Genomic DNA, 15,183 nt, shown 5'->3' with positions numbered 1-15,183 from the left:
TCAGGTGTAGTTTTTATAATTATAGGAGTTCTTTTCTTTATCTTTTTAAGAATGCTGAATGACCCGGAAATTGAAGGTGAATCTGGAAGGATCGGTTTAGATACATATTTCATTTCCCTTATCCCCATAACAATAGGTCTGATTATTTTATTCTTTAAAAAAAAGTGAAAAAAAAAATTGCAGCCGCCGCTTGGCTCCGGCTGAGTGGCAGCTATCAAGCGGCCTCTGGCCGCCGTAAACAAGTGTGGTGTATACCGGCCGGAGGCCGGAGGCCGGAGAATAGTTGCCACTCAGCCGGAGCCAAGCGGCGGCGTTTTTTGTTTGTATATTTATTTGTTGGTGATAATATCCTACAATAGCAGGCGAAAATATTACAGTAAAGGCTAACAGCAGTACGTTACATTTGTTATGCAATTTATAAACCATAACATTAAATTTACTGTACTACCCGATTAACGCATGAAAGTGTTGCCCGTGTTAGATTTTACGATTATAGGTATTTACCTAATAGCTATGGTGCTGGTGGGTTTTTATTTTTCGCGTAAAAATAAAAATGCCGAGCAGTTCACCGTTGCATCTGGTTTAATACCGGGCTGGGCTATCGGCTTATCAATTTATGCTACTTTTTTAAGCAGTAACACCTTTTTGGGTGTACCCGGCAAAGCCTACGGGGGCAACTGGAACGCTTTTGTGTTTAGTTTATCTATGCCAATAGCGGCCTGGATAGCCGTAAAATATTTTATACCATTTTATCGTAACACCGGCAATATTTCAGCCTATACACATTTCGAAAAACGCTTTGGTCCATGGGCCAGGGTTTATGCAGTTATTTGTTTTTTGCTTACGCAGATAGCCCGCATGGGATCTGTATTTTTTGGCATAGCGTTAAGTCTGCAGGCGCTTACCGGTCTGTCTATGAAGACCATTATGGTGGTAATGGGAATCTCTATTATCCTGTACACAGTATCAGGAGGGATCAAAGCTGTGATCTGGACAGAAGTGGTACAAGCCATCATCAAAACCCTGGGTGCCCTGTTGATCATTTACCTGGTAGTAAGTAGTATCCCTGGCGGCTTTGATAAGATCGTAGAAATTGGTAAAGCTGATCACAAATTCAGCCTGGGCAGTTTTTCATTGAACCTTACCGAACCAACTTTTTGGGTGATCCTGTTTTACGGGTTCTTTATCAATCTCAACAACTTTGGGATGGATCAAAATTATATCCAGCGTTATCATGCGGCTAAATCTACAAAGCAGGCCGCCAAATCGGTATGGCTTTGTGTTGGTATTTATGTGCCTGCATCTTTCCTGTTTTTTGTCATAGGCTCATGCTTATATGCTTATTACAGTCAACACCCCGATCTGATCTTAAGCCTTAAACACCAGGTAGCTATCGAGCGCCTGCCTGCAACGGCTTCGGCAACAGATGTTTCGGTATTTATGAACAAATTAACCCCTGCCGATTACGGTGATAAGATCATGCCGCATTTTATGGTTACCAAAATCCCGGCAGGACTGGTTGGAATTATCGTAGCCGCTATTTTATCAGCTGCCATGAGCACCATCAGTTCGGGTATGAACTCATCAGCTACTGTTTTTACCATCGACATTTACAAACGCTACTTTAAGCCGCAACTTAATGATAAAAATACATTGAACGCCCTGCACATTGGTACCGTACTTTTTGGCTTTGCAGGTATGGCGGCAGGCATAGCCATGATAGGGGTAAAAAGTATCCTTGATTTATGGTGGCAGCTTTCGGGGATTTTTGCAGCAGGCATGCTCGGTTTGTTTTTGCTGGGCATTATCAGCAGGCAAACCCGTAACCATGAGGCCATCATTGCCAGTATCATAGGTGTTTTGGTGATCCTTTGGCTTACTTTTCCCACCCTTATCCCCGAGCAATACGCGGCCCTTCGCAGCACATTGAATACCAATATGATCATTGTAGCCGGTACATTGGCTATTTTTTTAACGGGGATTTTATTAACAAAAACAAGGCAGTTAACAGTTTAACAATTATAAAAATGGAACAATCAAAAAAGGGTTTTATCCCGGTAATGTTAACGCCTTTTAAAGATAACGGTGCTATTGATTATGCAGCGCTTTCCCGCTTAACCGAAATGTACCTGCGCGCGGGTGCTGCCGGTGTGTTTGCCAATTGCCTCTCGAGCGAAATGTTTGAACTGACTGGTGAAGAGCGGTTAGCAATTATCAAACACGTGGTTGAAACTGTTGACGGCGCTGTTCCTGTTGTAGCTACCGGTACCTTTGGTGGCCCGGTTGAAAAACAAGCTGATTTTATAAAGAGGGTGTATGATACCGGCACTTCAGCGGTAATTGCCATTACCAGTTTACTGGCCGATGCAAATGAGCCGGATATTGCACTTAATGATCGCGTTTTTGATCTTTTTGATCAAACAGAAAAGATTCCTTTAGGATTTTACGAATGCCCGGTTCCATACAAAAGGTTATTATCGGCAGAACAGCTTCATCATTTTGCAGCAACAGGCAGGGTAATATATCATAAAGATACCTGTCTTAAAATTGACGAGGTAAAACAGAAATTGGAGGCAAGTAAAATTAACTCAGCTTTTGGTTTGTATGATGCTTACATGGTTCACGCGGTTGAATCGCTGAAAGCAGGTTCAGCCGGGTTGTCATGCATTCAAGGGAATTTCTTCCCTGAGCTTATTGTTTGGTTATGCAATCATTATGCCGATGCATCGCGGCAGCATGAGGTTGCCATGGTGCAGGAATTTTTAACCGAAAATATGGATGTGATGCACAATGTTTACCCGGTAATTGCTAAATATTATCTTACCAAACGCGGTTTGAAAATATCTACCACCACCCGGCGCGATGTTGGCTACTTTTCGCCAGCTATCCGCAATAAGATCGAGGATCTGTATAGTAGTTATACTATGTTGCAAAGTGAGATAGGTATTGATTAGTCTTAAGTCGAAAGCCTTAAGTTCTAAGTAAGAAGTCATGATTTGACTCAAGACTTTCGACTAAGGACTTGAGACTTAACAAAATCAAGCAGATATCGCCTGCTTTTGTCCTTTAATATAACGGCGTTTATACTCAAGCGGGGTCATGCCGGTAACCCTTTTAAAGTGACGGTAAAAGTTTGAGATATTGTTATAACCGCACTCAAAGCACAAAACCTCGGTGGGTAATTTGTCCTCAATCAAAAACCGGCAGGCATGACTGATCCTGATCTCGGTTAAAAAATCAAAATACGTTTTCTTGGTCATCAGTTTAAAATACCGGCAAAAGGAGGTGACACTGAGGTTGCCAATGGCCGCTATTTTTTCCAGGCTGATCTCCTGTTTATAGTTGGCCAGCGTATAGGAGCATACTTTATTAAGGCGGATAGTATCCGATTCGTTTGATTGGTGGAAGTCGCTGTGCGATAATGTTATCGGTTCAAAGTCCTCGTTTTCGGCCAGCACTTTAAGTATCGATAGCAGGATAATGATCCTGTCGAGGTTGGTAGCTTCAGCCGCCTGCCGCATCAGTTTGGCCAGCTCGGTTCTTGCTTCACCCTTAATTACCATACCACTTTTGGCCTTTTCAAAAAGCTTGGGCAACATGAATGCTTCGGGTAAATTTAACAAATAACGGCCAAGGCAGTCGGGCAAAAAATGGATCACGATCACCTCAACATTCAATCCAGATTCGGGCAAAAAATATTCATCCTTGCAGCGCCAGCAGTGTGGTAGGGCCTCTCCCAGCAATGTGATTTCGCCTGGCGAAAAATTGCTGATATTATCACCAATAAACCTAACCCCTTCGCCCTTTATTACGTAATGTAATTCAAGCTCGGGATGGTAGTGCCAGATACCCCGGAAGGTGGGCAAAATATCATGCCTGATACTGAATGAATTTTGCGGTTTAACCGCAACCTTGAGAAAATGGGGCTTCATTTTGTAAAAATCAATAAAGATTAGCAGGTGAGCGGACAAATAAGTATGCGTCGCGCTGGTTTATATTTTAAAAGTAGTAATTTTTAATCAAACCCAATTTGCACGAATGTAATTTTCTTTTGACAAAAAATTAGCCTAACACGAAAAGCGGGTTATGGTAAGATTGTATAATAAATAGATAAATACAAATAGGAAAGGCAAAGGCTAACCATTGATATTTGTTAAAGCAACTTGTAAATCAGGCTGCAGGATACCAGGAAATATAAACCAATAAAATTAATTATACTTTTTATCAGGCTTTTAGAACTGACAGGATTTTAACAGTTGATTAATTGTGATATGAACAATTAATTGCGTAAAAAACGGCAGGATACTATATACTTTTTTTAAGGGCTTTTATAAAAACTGTAAAGAATTTAACCAATTGAAACAACCATGAAGCACTTTAAATACATAGTGATATTGTTATTATCAGTTGCGGGCAGCGCGGCTTTAGCGCAGGCACCTGCAGATAACAACTACATAAAAGTTATAACCGAACGTTCAAACAAAATTGTTACAGGAGTAGGCATCACCGACTCTGTAAAATTTAAGAAAGTGCGTGATATTGTGGTTGCCCAGTACAGTGATTTGAACACCATTTATGATGCGCGTAAAGCGAAAGTAAATGATATTAAAACCCAGATGCCCGATGATAAAGCAGGTGCCAATGCCAAAATCGCCCTTGTAGATAGTAATGTGGCTAAACAGGTTAAAGTGTTGCATACATCATATATCAAAAAACTGAACAAAGTATTAAGCGCCGATGAGGTTGATAAGATAAAAGACGGCATGACCTACCGCATTTATCCAATCACTTATACCGCTTACCAGGATGAAATACCTACCCTCACCGAAGAACAAAAAAGCAAAATTAAGGGATGGCTGCTGGAGGCGCGGGAAAACGCTATAGATGCTGAATCATCAGAAAAAAAGCACGCCTGGTTCGGCAAGTTTAAGGGCCGCATTAATAATTACCTATCCGCACAGGGCTACGATATGAAAAAGGAGGGTGAGGAGTGGCAAAAACGGATCAAAGAGCGGCAGGCAGCAAAACAATAATTTTTGAACTAACCTAAATATCCCGGTATCATGAAATAAGCTTTAGCCGGGCAAACCAATTATACCAATTAATTAACCTGATCATGAAAATTAAATTATCAAGTTTATGAGAAAACTTTTCCTCTTACTTTCGGTGTTGCTGTGCTTAGGCAGCGCGCTAAAAGCCCAGGACCGTAATATAACAGGTACGGTTACGGACGAAAAAGGTGCTCCGCTGCCAGGGGTTGCCATCCAGGTAAAGGGCAGTACTACAGGTACTATCACCAATGCCGATGGTAAATATTCAATTAAGGCTACTAACCTGCAGGCCATTGTAGTTGGGGCTAAATTTCTTGGATACAACTACCAGGAAAAAACACTGAAAATTGGCGAAATGAATGCCGACTTTAAAATGCTACCATCACAAAATGCTCTCGATGAGGTTGTGGTAGTAGGTTACGGTACTCAAAAGAAGGTACACTTAACAGGTGCTGTTGCCGCGGTGGATATGAAAACCATCCAGGATATCCCAACCACTAATCTTGCTGCCGCGTTACGCGGAACCAATGCCGCGGTAAGTGTTACCGGTGGTATTGCAAGGCCGGGCCAAAGTGGAACCATTACCATTCGTAACCCTGTTTTCCTGGCAAAGAATGGCGGTAGTACAACCCCTTTATACATCATTGATGGTGTGCAACGCAGCGAAGCAGATTTCAACTTGCTTGATCAAAGTGAGGTGGAGAACATTTCGATATTGAAAGATGCAGCCGCTGCCATATACGGTATTTTAGGCGCGAACGGCGTTATCGTTGTAACAACCAAACGCGGCCAGGCCGGCGGGCCAAAGGTAAGCTTCAGCTCATCAGTAGGTATTGCTGATGCTATTCAATTGCCAAAAATGATGTCTGGCTTGCAAATGGCCACCTATTTGAATGATATTGAGCAAACCAGGTATAACCACACTATAACACCCGAAGGTTATATCAACGGCGATTTAAGCAATAAAGACTTAAAATATTATACGCCTGATGAGCTTGAGTATTTTAAAGCTAATAACCAGAATTTCCTGGAGCAGGCATTTAAACCGGCAGTAACCAGCAGGAACGCGTTGAGCATAACCGGCGGTAATGATAAGGTTACCTATTTTGCAGGTGCTAACTATGTTAACCAAAACTCTAACTTTAAAGGGGTAAATACCAATCGCTTTGGCTTCAGGGCCAGTGTTGATGCAAAAGTGGCGAAAGGTTTAAAACTGTCATTGTCCTTGAGCGAAGACCTTGCTAAAAGCAAAATTTACTGGTACAAACTTTCAAGCACCAGCGAAAGCCCGGATAACGACTTTCTGTCGCTTAACCAGGCACCACCATGGCAAAAATATTTTATCGACGGGCATCCGGTATATTTAGGAACCAGTAATAATGATAACCTTAACTTCTTTGCTGTTCAAAATTCCAATAACTATACAAGTAACAATAATACTGTATTTAATGGTTTAGCCAATTTGAGTTACGAAATTCCTGGCATTAGCGGGTTAACTGCCAATGTAAGCTACAACCGTAATCTTAATAACGCCTTTAACAAGCAATATGGCTCAACATTTTATTATAACCAATATTCGGGCGAAGGCGACAATAACCATATCCCCGGAGGAACAGTGGTAGGTGTAAAAGCGATAAAAAATGGGGATAGGGTCCGTCTTACCCCAACAATGGCCGATAACTACCAGTTCAATGCAAATCTTACTTACCACAAAAGGTTTGGTGCGCATGAAATTACAGCGCTTGCCTTGTATGAGCAATATGAATCATACAGCGAAGGTGTGGCGGCTGAGGCCGACGGTGTAATTGTAGGCGGAAAAGATAACCAGACATTCACCATCGGCGATCAATCGTCAAACCAGGCCACAATGGTGAAGGAATATGGCCGTAAAGCTGTTGCAGGCAGGGTAAATTATGCCTACGCCGATAAATACCTGGTTGAATTGGCCATGAGGGCGGATGCTAATACCAACTTTGCACCGGGCCACCAGTGGGGATATTTCCCTTCGGCTTCAGCAGGCTGGGTAGTTTCAAAAGAAAACTTCTTTAAATCAGTGAGCTTTGTTGATCTTTTGAAATTCAGGGGTTCGGTAGGTTTGTTGGGTTCTGATAATACACCGTCATTCTTATACGCGGTTAACTACCAGTTTGGTACCGGCAACAAAGGCGGTGCTGTTTTTGGCGGCAATGGCGACAGGGGCCTCGGCGCATTGCTAAATATCGCTATCCCGAATGCTAATTTAACCTGGGACCACGACCTGAAAACAAACTACGGTTTAGATGCCGCTTTCCTGGGTAACCGCTTATCAGTTTCGGCCGATTATTTCTGGGAGCACCGGTATGATATGCTTGCATCGCTGAACACTTCAGTTCCGGTAACTATTGGTGCAGCGCCATCTGCCGAAAATTATGGTATCGTCAATACTTTCGGATACGAGATCTCTGTAAGCTGGAAAGACAAAATTGGTTCTAATTTTAGCTATAATTTTAGCCCGTTCTTTTCCTGGAGCGATAATAAATACATTAAATACGATATCGCTGCAGCGCAGGTGGGTACCATTCAGGATTTGACCGGTAAATCAAGCGATCAGGGAACATTGGGGTACAAATCACTCGGTATCATCCGTACACAAGCCGATGCTGACGCGATCATTGCAGAAAGGGCCGCAGCAGCCGGTGGCGCGCAAAACGTTAAGATTTTTGGTTACGTGCCTTCACCTGGTATGATCAATTACGTTGACAAAAACGGCGACGGTGTTATCAAACAAAACGATCTCAACGACCAGTTTTATTTAGGTAAGAAATCATCAAACCACTACAATCTTGGTCTGAACTTTGGCGGTGCGTATAAAACATTAAGCTTAAATGTGGTTATGGGAATGAGCTGGGGTGGCAACCAATCAATTGAGAGCGCGGCCATTAAACAAGCTACTGCTAACCAGAACAGGCCTGTATTCTGGGCCGATCACTGGACCCCATCTAATCCAAATGCTAAATATCCCGACCCTTATTACTCGGACGATGTGAGTGCTACAAGTGATTTTTGGTTTGTTAGCCCCTTCACCTGGAATATCTCCAGTGCTAACTTAAGCTATACCCTGCCTGCATCCATCACCAAAAGGCTCGGAATGTCAAGCATAAGGGCGTATGTGGTAGCTACAAACCCAATCAACTTTGTAAACCCGTTCCCCGAACATTATCGTGATATTTCATCACCATTTGGGGCATATCCCAACTTACGCACAGTATCTTTTGGTTTAAACTTAGGCTTCTAAACTTTGAAAGACATGAAATTATTTAAAACCATATTTGCAGCTTTGATCGTATCAGCCCTGTTTACAAACTGTAAAAAAGTGCTTGATAAGGAAGATCTCACACACAGCACCCCCGGCCAGATTTTTAATGACTCAACGGTGGCTATTTTGAATATCAATTACCTGTATACAGCAAACCAGCCCGGCTGGTTTGGCGATACCGGCGGCGCTATTGGCAGTGGCGGCGACAAATGCGACGAATTTTACAGCGATAACGCGTACGTAAAAGGCACGGTCACCATCGAAACTGTTGGTGACATCGGAACCTCGGTGAATATCAGCAATAACTACGGCCGGATCCGTAACATTAATCAAACCCTGCAGGACCTCGACGCCAGCACCTTGCCTGCCTCTACCAAAAACAGGTATAAAGCACAGGCATATTTTTGGAGGGCTTTCAGGTATTTCGACCTGGTAAGGCTATATGGCGGCGTGCCGCTGGTATTAAAACCGCTTGATGCTATTGGCCAGGACGCCAAAAACGCGGCACTTTTGCCTCGTAACAAAACCTCGGAATGTTTTAAACAAATTGTAAGCGATCTGGACAGCTGCATAAAATACCTGCCCGCCAAATGGAGCGGCAGCGATTACGGCCGTATTTCATCGGCTGCCGCGGCTGCGTTTAAAGGAAGGGTGTTGCTAACTTATGCAAGTCCTCAGTTTAACCCCAGTAATGATGCAGCCCGCTGGCAAGCAGCTGCGGACGCCAATGATAAGGCAATGCAGATATTATCTGCTAATAACTACGGTTTAAACCCTTCGTATGATAATATGTGGTTTACCGAAAACAGCAGCAACCCGGAGGCAATATTGATAACAGGTTTTAATACATCATCAACCGATCAAAACCAGAATAACAATACCTATGATAACGCGACTCGTCCGGCCTATTTAGGTACTAAAGGCGGTTCCAATCAACCTACATGGGATATTGTAAAATCATACCCGATGCTTGACGGAAAAGCACCAGGTACCTCCTTAAAGTATACATATGATGATGCAAAGTTTTTTGATAACCGCGATCCAAGGTTTAACAAAACTATTGCCTACAACGGTTGTAACTGGCCTATAAACGGCAATAGCTCTTATCGCCTGTGGACTTATTTTTATTACAATAAAGCGGATGGTTCCGGTGTTAAAACCACTGAACCGGCATCAGCAACAGGCTCAGGTTTCTACCTGCGCAAAGCTATTGACCCTAACGTCAGTGTGGCAAATACACCATATGTTGGTACAGATTGGATGGAGATCCGTTATGCCGAAGTTTTATTGAACCAAGCCGAATGTGCCGCCGCGTTAGGTAACGTAACTACCGGTTATACCAATATAACAGCTATCAGGAAACGTGCCGGTATTGAAGCAGGTGCCGATAATCTTTATGGTTTAGATGCAGGCATGAGCCCTGATCAGATGATCAACGCTATCATGAATGAACGTAAAATTGAGTTTGCCTTTGAAGGTAAACGCTATTGGGACCTTCGTCGTCGTAAACTGCTCGAAAGCACATTGAACGGCACAAAAAGAACCGGGCTTACAGTTACCCTCAATAACAACGCAAGCGGTAAAGATTATCTTACCGGTACAAGAGATGCTTTGGCAGCTACATCATTGGATGCCCTGTACAGCACATCTTTCACCGTTAAAACTAAAACTATGGATTCTTATAACATTGCGGTTCAGTCGGGCGATTACTTTTTCGGCATCCCTTCGGCGGCATTGTTAAATAATATCAATTTACAGCAAAATAACACCTGGGGTGGGCCGTTTGATCCGCTTCAATAATAAATTAATTGAACGATGGGTGCCTGCTAACCATTTAACAAAAGAATATTACGAATACAAATATGAAAAAACACACAGCTTTATTTTTAGTAGCAGCGGCATTGGGTTTAGCTAAACCGGCTTTTGCCCAATACCCTGAAGTGCCGGAGAAGGTTAAAGCAGAGAGTGAAGCTTTGATGAAAGAGGCTACCCGTCGTTCAGATTCAGCATGGGCGGTTGCCCTGCCCATTATCCAGGCCGATCAGCGCCGTGGCAAAGTATACGTACCATGGGCTGCACGCCCGACCGATTTGCCGCAGGCCAAGATCCCGGCTTTTCCGGGTGCCGAAGGTGGTGGTAAGTTTACCTTTGGCGGCCGTGGCGGTAAGGTGTATGTAGTTACCAGTTTGGCAGACAATGGCCCTGGTACTTTGCGTGAAGCTTGCGAAAAAGGCGGCGCGCGTATTGTGGTATTTAATGTTGCGGGCATTATCCGCATCAAAACACCGATTATCGTGAGGGCTCCGTATATTACTATTGAAGGCCAAACTGCTCCGGGTGATGGCGTTTGTATTGCAGGCGAATCATTTTGGGTGAATACACATGATGTTGTGATCCGTTATATGCGTTTCCGCCGCGGCGAAACCAATGTTGGCCGTAGGGATGACGCTTTAGGTGGCAACCCGGTAGGTAATATCATTGCCGATCACGTATCTGCAAGCTGGGGACTGGACGAAAACTTTTCCATGTACCGCCATATGTTTGATCCGGGTGATGGCTCGAAAGAAGAGAAGCTGGGTACCGTGAACATCACTATCCAAAACTGTATCTATTCAGAATCATTAGATTACTGGAACCACGCTTTCGGTTCAACAACAGGCGGCGAAAACAGCTCATTAATGCGTAACCTTTGGGCAGATAATACCGGCCGTAACCCATCTGTTGGCTGGAATGGCGTATACAACTTTGTAAACAATGTGGTATTTAACTGGCACCACCGCTCAATGGATGGCGGCGATTATACTACCAATTACAATGTGATCAATAACTACTTTAAACCTGGTCCTGTTACACCTAAAGATGAGCCGGTTGGTCACCGTATCCTGAAACCGGAATCGGGCAGGAGCAAGCTGAAAGAAAAAGTATTCGGTCGCGTTTATGCATCAGGTAACATTATGGAAGGTTATCCCGAAGTTACCAAAGATGCGTGGAACGGTGGCATCCAGGTTGAAGGCCCTGGTGGCAAAGAATTGCCTGACGCCGGTCAGTATAAGGATTATATGAAATCGGATGTTCCGTTCCCTATGCCCCCGATGACTATCCTATCGGCAAAAGACGCCTTTAAATTTGTTATCGCTAATGCCGGGGCAACGCTGCCAAAACGCGATCCGGTTGATGTGCGCATCACCGAGCAGGTACGTACCGGTAAAATAACTTATAAAGAAATGAACACCGATACTGCTTACCAGTTTAAAGTGCGTAAATTACCTAAAGACTCGTATAAACTGGGTATCATCACTGCTCCATGGCAGGTTGGTGGCTATCCTGAATATAAAGGCACGCCTTACAAAGATTCGGACAATGACGGTTTGCCCGATAGTTGGGAAACAGCTCATGGCCTAAACCCTAAAGATGGTAACGACTCGGCCCTGCCTGCAAAAAATGGCGGTGGTTATACCAATATCGAAGTATATTTAAATACAGTAGCCGCTAAAGGCGAAAAGAAATTGGCTTCGTTAAAATAATAAAGACACTATAATGCGGGGATTGAGGTTTACAAGGATTTATATTTGGGTTGGTTTAATGACTGGGGGGATGCTTTTGCATTCCCCCTTATTTGCGCAGGACAAAAAGAAAGCTCCTAAACCACTGCCCCCCGTTGCTGCCGATAAAAATGGCAAACTAAACTACATTGCAGCGCTTAATGGCGACCGCATTCCTGATTATTCATACTGTGGGTATATGGCTTCCGAAAAGCCAATCCCTTTTGTAGCTGTAAAAGTTGTGGTGCCTGTAAAAGCAGGTGACGCTACACTGAGGATCCAGGCTGCCTTAGATTACGTAGCTGGTTTACCTGCGGATAAAGATGGCTTTCGCGGAACGGTATTGCTTAACAAAGGGGGGTACCAGGTTAATGGTAGTCTCAAAATTAAAGCATCCGGCGTTGTCTTGCGCGGTAGTGGCATGGGCGCCAACGGTACCACATTATTTGCAGCCGGGACCGACAGGGAAACCTTTATTCATGTTACCGGTAAAAATGACCGGCAAACATCCAAAGAAATTAAAATTACCGACGCCTATGTACCGGTAAATGCCAACACTTTGCACATTGCTGAAGGTGCAGGCCTAAAAATCGGCGACCTGGTGTTGATCCACCGCCCGAGCACACAGGCCTGGATCAGTACCATCAAAACCGATCATTTTGGTGGCGATTTAACAGCCCTGGCCTGGAAACCCGGCGAACGGGATATTTACTGGGACCGTAAGGTAACAGCAGTAGATGGCAATGCCATAACCCTTGACGCACCTTTAACAACAGCATTGGATACTGCATACGGCGGTGGTTTGATAGCCTCTTACCAATGGTCCGGCAGAATTGTGCAAGTGGGGATCGAAAACTTAAAACTGCAATCAGCTTACGATGCTTCAAACGCAAAAGATGAAGCCCATCGCTGGATGGCTATCACAATGGAAAATGTTAGCGATGCCTGGGTACGCCAGGTAACCTTTGAGCATTTTGCAGGTTCGGCAGTATTTGTTGGTGTTACCGGAAACCGGGTAACGGTTGAGGATTGTAAATCGCTCGCGCCTGTTTCAGAAATAGGGGGGCAGCGCCGTAACACATTCCTGACTATGGGCGGGCAAAACCTTTTTCAGCGTTTATATTCCGAACAGGGCTTTCATGATTTTGCTACCGGGTATTGCGCGCCGGGGCCAAACGCTTTTGTTCAATGTATGTCGGTAGGTTCGCTGGGCTTTAGCGGTGGCATCGACAGTTGGGCCTCAGGCGTTTTGTTTGATATCGCCAATATCGATGGGCAGCCCTTAAGTTATATGAACCGGGGGCAGGACGGACAAGGTGCCGGATGGAGTGCGGCCAACAGTCTGTTCTGGAATTGTACCGCAGCCCGTGTGGATTGTTATCAGCCGCCAACGGCTCAAAACTGGGCTTTTGGTACCTGGGCGCAATTTGCCGGTGATGGCTACTGGAGCACGTCAAACAGCACTATCAGCCCAAGAAGCTTTTATTATACGCAACTGGCTAACCGGTTGAATAAGGATATAACTAAACAGGCTGATATCCTGTATCCGGCTACTGAACCATCAAGCAGCCCGACAGTTGAGCAGGCAGCCGAACTGATGGCCGCTGCCCGCAAACCGGCTGTTACCATGAAGGATTGGATAGATCAATCGCCCAAAAGAAATTCTATCAGCATTTCATCGGCAAACGCCAAAACTATTGATGAAATAGGATATAAACGCCCGGTTGTTGCTGCATTGGCACCCAAAATGAGTGTCACGAACGGATGGCTCACCCGTGGTAATGTGGTATTAACAGGCAGGCATTTTGAAACCCCATGGTGGAACGGTACTGTTCATCCCGATTATACAGAAACGGTGGCCAAACCAGCAATCTCCCGTTGGGTACCCGGCCAAACCGGCACCGGTTTAACGGATGATCTGAACGCGGCAACCGACTGGATGCAGAAGGGTAATATTGTAGTTTTTGAACATAACTACGGCTTGTGGTATGATCGCCGCCGCGATGATCACGAGCGTATCCGCCGGATGGACGGCGATGTTTGGGCTCCGTTTTATGAACTGCCTTTTGCCCGGAGCGGAAAAGAACTGGCCTACGACGGCTTAAGCAAATACGACCTGACCAAATACAATACCTGGTACTGGAACCGCCTGAAACAATTTGCTGACCTGGCTGATGAGAAAGGTTTGGTACTGGTTCATCAAAACTATTTTCAACACAATATTATTGAGGCGGGGGCGCATTATACTGATTTCCCCTGGCGCACGGCGAATAACATTAACGGCACCGGTTTCCCGGAGCCTGTACCTTATGCCGGCGACAAACGCCAGTTTATGGCCGAGCAGTTTTATGACGAAACCGACCCGGCAAGGCGTAAACTTCACATTGCCTACATCAATAAATGTATGGACAACTTTGCAGGTAATACCGGGGTGATCCAACAGATTGGAGCGGAATTTACCGGTCCGCTGCATTTCATGAAGTTTTGGGTGGAAACCATTAAGCAATGGGAAGCCACGCATAAAAAGAAACAGATTATCGCTTTAAGCGCTACAAAAGATGTGCAGGATGCTATCCTTGCCAACCCGGCAACGGCTACGGTTATTAACGTGATCGATATCCGTTACTGGTACTACCAGGCTAATGGAACGGCTTATGAACCCATCGGAGGTCAAAGCCTGGCCCCACGCCAGCAAGCACGGATCTTTAAACCAAAGGCGGCATCATTTGAGCAGGTTTACCGTGCGGTACATGAGTATCGTACCAAATACCCGGATAAAGCAGTATTATTTTCTGCCGATGATTACGACCGTTTTGGTTGGGCGGTATTTATAGCCGGAGGATCATTGCCCGTGCTGCCTGCCGGAACTAATAAAACGTTCTTAACTGATGCAAGCAGTATGAAACCTGCCGAGCTGCCGGGTTCGCCTAAAGATCAATGGGGCTTAGTCTCATCAAAAGGATATATCGTTTATAGTAATGGCGGTGATATTCACCTTAATTTATCGGCTGGTGTTAGTTACAAAGCGCAATGGATAGATCCTAAAACAGGCGAGCTTTTGCCTGCTACAGAAACGATAAAAGGTGCTGCTAACACAGAAATTAAAACGCATGGGAATGAGGCTGCCATTTTGTGGTTGAACCGTAATTAAATAAAGGAATAAAAAGGGGGCTTGGGCGATTCCCCTCTTGAGAGGGGCGGAGGGGTGTGTTTACAAAGCGGCAATGAATATTGAAGAAACACACCTCTGCCAACGCTCAGCCCAACGCGCCCCCCTCTCAAGAGTAATAGCCCA

8 protein-coding genes are annotated in these 15,183 nt (G+C 44.6%); 7 read left to right on the top strand and 1 reads right to left on the bottom strand.

Features of this window, described 5'->3' with window-relative positions:
* Positions 1-459 precede the first annotated feature (459 nt).
* Complete coding sequence (locus J3L18_RS16805; protein ID WP_129568553.1) at positions 460-2,016, top strand: sodium:solute symporter family protein; 1,557 nt, start codon at positions 460-462, stop codon at positions 2,014-2,016.
* A gap of 11 nt (positions 2,017-2,027) precedes the next feature.
* On the top strand, positions 2,028-2,954 hold the full coding sequence (locus tag J3L18_RS16800; RefSeq protein ID WP_129568554.1) for a dihydrodipicolinate synthase family protein: 927 nt from the start codon (positions 2,028-2,030) through the stop codon (positions 2,952-2,954).
* Between the two features lie 84 nt (positions 2,955-3,038).
* On the opposite strand, the gene J3L18_RS16795 is transcribed toward J3L18_RS16800, so the two are convergent.
* Complete coding sequence (locus J3L18_RS16795) at positions 3,039-3,932, bottom strand: AraC family transcriptional regulator (RefSeq protein WP_090531643.1); 894 nt, start codon at positions 3,930-3,932, stop codon at positions 3,039-3,041.
* A gap of 435 nt (positions 3,933-4,367) precedes the next feature.
* On the opposite strand from J3L18_RS16795, the gene J3L18_RS16790 reads away from it, so the two are divergent.
* The 5 genes from J3L18_RS16790 (at position 4,368) to J3L18_RS16770 (ending at position 15,039) form a co-directional block, all read left to right on the top strand.
* The gene (locus J3L18_RS16790; protein WP_129568555.1) at positions 4,368-5,033 is read left to right on the top strand and encodes a DUF3826 domain-containing protein; all 666 of its coding nucleotides are present in this window, start codon (positions 4,368-4,370) and stop codon (positions 5,031-5,033) included.
* A gap of 106 nt (positions 5,034-5,139) precedes the next feature.
* On the top strand, positions 5,140-8,325 hold the full coding sequence (locus tag J3L18_RS16785; protein ID WP_129568556.1) for a SusC/RagA family TonB-linked outer membrane protein: 3,186 nt from the start codon (positions 5,140-5,142) through the stop codon (positions 8,323-8,325).
* A gap of 12 nt (positions 8,326-8,337) precedes the next feature.
* On the top strand, positions 8,338-10,146 hold the full coding sequence (locus J3L18_RS16780) for a RagB/SusD family nutrient uptake outer membrane protein (RefSeq protein ID WP_129568557.1): 1,809 nt from the start codon (positions 8,338-8,340) through the stop codon (positions 10,144-10,146).
* Positions 10,147-10,208: 62 nt separating this feature from the next.
* Positions 10,209-11,870, top strand: a complete 1,662-nt coding sequence (locus J3L18_RS16775; RefSeq protein WP_091172323.1) for a polysaccharide lyase — start codon at positions 10,209-10,211, stop codon at positions 11,868-11,870.
* A 70-nt stretch (positions 11,871-11,940) separates the two neighbouring features.
* On the top strand, positions 11,941-15,039 hold the full coding sequence (locus J3L18_RS16770; RefSeq protein ID WP_223266117.1) for a DUF6298 domain-containing protein: 3,099 nt from the start codon (positions 11,941-11,943) through the stop codon (positions 15,037-15,039).
* Positions 15,040-15,183: the final 144 nt, after the last annotated feature.

Source organism: Mucilaginibacter gossypii, assembly GCF_017569325.2.
Classification (GTDB): Bacteria; Bacteroidota; Bacteroidia; order Sphingobacteriales; family Sphingobacteriaceae; genus Mucilaginibacter; species Mucilaginibacter gossypii.
The sequence above is the reverse complement of the archived record's forward strand: the minus strand, read 5'-3'. Positions and strand labels throughout refer to the sequence as shown.

Bases quoted from the DNA above. Each gene is read 5' to 3' on its own strand.
- J3L18_RS16805 (WP_129568553.1), top strand. From the start codon at position 460: ATGAAAGTGTTGCCCGTGTTAGATTTTACGATTATAGGTATTTACCTA.
- J3L18_RS16800 (WP_129568554.1), top strand. From the start codon at position 2,028: ATGGAACAATCAAAAAAGGGTTTTATCCCGGTAATGTTAACGCCTTTT.
- J3L18_RS16795 (WP_090531643.1), bottom strand. From the start codon at position 3,932: ATGAAGCCCCATTTTCTCAAGGTTGCGGTTAAACCGCAAAATTCATTC.
- J3L18_RS16790 (WP_129568555.1), top strand. From the start codon at position 4,368: ATGAAGCACTTTAAATACATAGTGATATTGTTATTATCAGTTGCGGGC.
- J3L18_RS16785 (WP_129568556.1), top strand. From the start codon at position 5,140: ATGAGAAAACTTTTCCTCTTACTTTCGGTGTTGCTGTGCTTAGGCAGC.
- J3L18_RS16780 (WP_129568557.1), top strand. From the start codon at position 8,338: ATGAAATTATTTAAAACCATATTTGCAGCTTTGATCGTATCAGCCCTG.
- J3L18_RS16775 (WP_091172323.1), top strand. From the start codon at position 10,209: ATGAAAAAACACACAGCTTTATTTTTAGTAGCAGCGGCATTGGGTTTA.
- J3L18_RS16770 (WP_223266117.1), top strand. From the start codon at position 11,941: ATGCTTTTGCATTCCCCCTTATTTGCGCAGGACAAAAAGAAAGCTCCT.